The following is a 3036-nucleotide window of genomic DNA, read 5'->3' as shown; positions in this document are numbered from 1 at the left end:
AGAAGAAACTCGACGACCTCATCGCCTACGAGAAGCTATAGCCGCGCCCCGGCCGCAGGTTCAGGATGGAACGCCAAATGCACTCTCTCCGGCAGACGGAATCGCCATGTTTCGCATCACTACGAATCACGTCCGCGGCCGGCTGGAGCTGATTGTCGATGGCAGTCTGTGCACCGAGTGCGCCGCCTTAATCGAACGCTACTGCAAGCAGGCATTGGCGGACGGAGCCCGCGTTATCGTGTCCCTTCGCGACGTCCAGGTGGTGGATCTCTTCGGCCAGGACCTCATCTCCCGCCTCCAGCACAGCGGGATCTCCGTCCGTGGCGCCGATCTGTACACTTCCTACGTCGTCGATCAGTGCCGTAAACGCGCTCATAACCCCTGATCCTCCGCCGAACGTCGGCACCTGCCTACGACAGATGCCACTTTCGGCACCATCGGCGTGTATCTGCGTTGTTCCGAAAAATCCCCTCGGAGCCCCGCACCCGTCACCGATGCCCAACCCCTATCGGCGAAAAGTCGCGGTAGGGACGCCCGTTGCCGGACGCCCCCCGCACAGATCCGTACGAGCGCACTTTAGCGCATACGGCTCCTACCTCGGGTGGATGGCGTCGAAGCGAAACCCAGGCAGGGGATGTAGAATCCGCGGCAAAGGCAAGTAACGACCCACAATCGGCCGGAAGCGTTCCCACGAGTAGTGGTCCCGCTGGCTGCGCCGCCGGAGCGCCGTCAACCACATGCGGGCCACCTCCCGTCCGAACGTCCGTAGGGCTACGAAGTTTCCCGGTACCGCGTGATAGTTGAAGTAGCCCTGCACCACCGACCGCAACCACTCGCCGTTCTCCGCCACCCGCTTATGCCAGCGCTTCCGGAGCTCCTGCTTGACTGCCTGCAGTTTGCCCCGCAGTCGCTTCTTCACGGTCTGCCGTCGAATCGTGAACCAGTTGCCCTTCCAGGTCTTCCCGCAACTGTGCGTGAATCCCAGAAAATCGAAGGTCTCAGGTTTGCCTTCTCCTCTCCGCTTCCGGTCTTCCTCCGCGAATCGCCCGAACTCGATCCGTCGCGTCTTCTCCGGGTGTAGCTCCAGCCCGAACTTCCGCATCCGCTCCCGCAACTGCTCCAGGAATGCTTCCGCTTCCGCCCGGTGCTCGAACCCCAGCACCGGGTGAGTAGGCCCGGGGAGTCTCACCCCGAGCCTCTCTCAGAACCGTGCTTGAGCCTCTCGACTCACACGGCTCCCGCCATGGAACCACGCCGCACGCCCAACTGCCAGTGCGCCCACAAGTTCGGATCGCGTCTCGAGATACGCGCGACCCAGTGTGTCGCTCTGCGCAAATGCCCGTGCAACTTCTTGTATTTCCGGTGAGCCCACCGGGCCAATGATCGATCCAGTTGCCGCATCGGCGGATAGAGCGCCGACCGGTAAAAACGCCCGTAATACTGGAGCCAGCCTCGAATGATCGGGTTGAACATCCGCGACAGATCTTCGATCGACTTGTCACTGCGTAGATGCAGATTCCAGCTTCGAATCTCCTTGCGAAGTGTTTTCACCGCCTTGTCGGAAACTGCGGGCGTGAAGTTGACGAAGTACTTCCCGCGCCGATTCTTCGATCTCCGTGGCCGAAACGTATAGCCAAGAATATCGAACTTCTCGTTCGGGTACATCCCCCGCCGATCATCATCTTTGCAATAGACAACCTTCGTCTTCTCCGGATGAAGTTCCAACCCACAGTCGTTCAAGCGAGTGGCTATTGCCGCCCGAATCTCCTGGGCCTGCTGCTCCGTTCTGCAGTGCACGATGGCATCATCGGCGAAACGCTCAAACGGCAACTGCCGATAGCGCGTCGCCATCCATCGATCCAATGCGTAATGCAGAAACAGATTGGCTAGCAAAGGGCTCATGACACCACCTTGTGGGGTGCCTTTCTCACGCGGGACCAACTGGCCGTCCTCTTCTTGCACGGGCGCTTTCAGCCAGCGTTCGATATAGAGAACCATCCACGGTTCCCTGGCGTGCTTCTTCACCGCCCGTATCAGAAGATCTTGCGGGATGTTGTCGAAGAAACCCTTGATGTCCAGATCTAAAATCCCGTCATAGCGCCAGCATCGCTGCCGCGCTTGCCCCACTGCATCCAGCGCCGATTTCCCCGGTCGATACCCGTAGGAATCCGGATGGAACAGCGGGTCCACCGCCGGCTCCAGTCTCGACTTCACCACCTGCTGCGCAATCCGATCTGACACAGTCGGTATACTCAGCTTTCTCTCCCCACCGTTTGCTTTCGGTATCTTCACCGCACGCACCGGCGGCGGAAAGTAACTGCCCGACGACATCCGATTCCAGATCTTGTACAGGTTCCCCTTCAGGTTCCTTTCGAAGTCCCCGATCGTCTGTTCGTCGACCCCTGCCGCTCCCTGGTTCGCTTTTACTCGCTTCTATGCCTCCCAGACCTCCCACTTGGAAATACTGAACGGCTTTGCCTCACTCATCGGCTCCTCCCATTTCTGGTTGGCTCATTGAATTTGGCTCCATAACACAACCCCTTGGCTCCATCCCCTTTCGGGGACTTCATCGCTACTACGGGTTGTTCCGCCCCTGGGCTCCGCTTCCGTACTCTCACCCTCGTGGTTCTTCCACTTGCGGCTTCTCCGTTCGCATCGGTGTCCCAGGTTCCCACGTTCCGCCTGATCGCCCCTGCCAAGCTCAGGCCACCTCAATGCCGGATGCCGCTTCGGTCCGTAAACAGGCATCGCCGAAGCTCGTCCCGCGTTAACGACACCCCCGCGGTTTCGACATCGTCCCTACGCTTTCGACATGTCATCAGTGGTTCCCTTGCGGTCCTCTTCTTGCCAGTCACCTGACCTGGTTCTTCCCAGGCCGTTTCCTTCCGTGCTCACGACTGTCTGGCGTCAACTACCTCTACCGGTCAGCGACAATTACACTTCCCCATCAACGACAACTACTTTTGAGGCCGTAGGCAGGCGCGGAGCGCCGCGCCGTCTACCGAGCGCAAGGGCGAAGCCCGAGCGCGCCGCGGT

Annotated in this window: 2 protein-coding genes and 1 pseudogene; 1 reads left to right on the top strand and 2 read right to left on the bottom strand. The window is 59.9% G+C overall.

Translation table 11 applies throughout. The features are described from left to right. The first annotated feature begins 106 nt into the window (after positions 1 to 106). A complete protein-coding gene (locus HY010_23650) occupies positions 107 to 385 on the top strand; it encodes a hypothetical protein (GenBank protein ID MBI3478734.1) in 279 nt (92 codons plus the stop codon). A 207-nt stretch (positions 386 to 592) separates the two neighbouring features. Here the strand turns inward: HY010_23650 and HY010_23645 are convergent, their stop codons facing one another. Together HY010_23645 and ltrA are read right to left on the bottom strand one after the other, a co-directional pair. Beyond that, the gene (locus HY010_23645) at positions 593 to 1189 is read right to left on the bottom strand and encodes a hypothetical protein (GenBank protein ID MBI3478733.1); all 597 of its coding nucleotides are present in this window, start codon (positions 1187 to 1189) and stop codon (positions 593 to 595) included. Positions 1190 to 1227: 38 nt separating this feature from the next. Then, positions 1228 to 2487: pseudogene (gene ltrA, locus HY010_23640) on the bottom strand (group II intron reverse transcriptase/maturase). Between the last annotated feature and the right edge of the window lie 549 nt (positions 2488 to 3036).

It is taken from the genome of Acidobacteriota bacterium (genome assembly GCA_016196065.1).
GTDB lineage: Bacteria > Acidobacteriota > Terriglobia > Terriglobales > Acidobacteriaceae > Acidiflorens.
The sequence above is the reverse complement of the archived record's forward strand: the minus strand, read 5'-3'. Positions and strand labels throughout refer to the sequence as shown.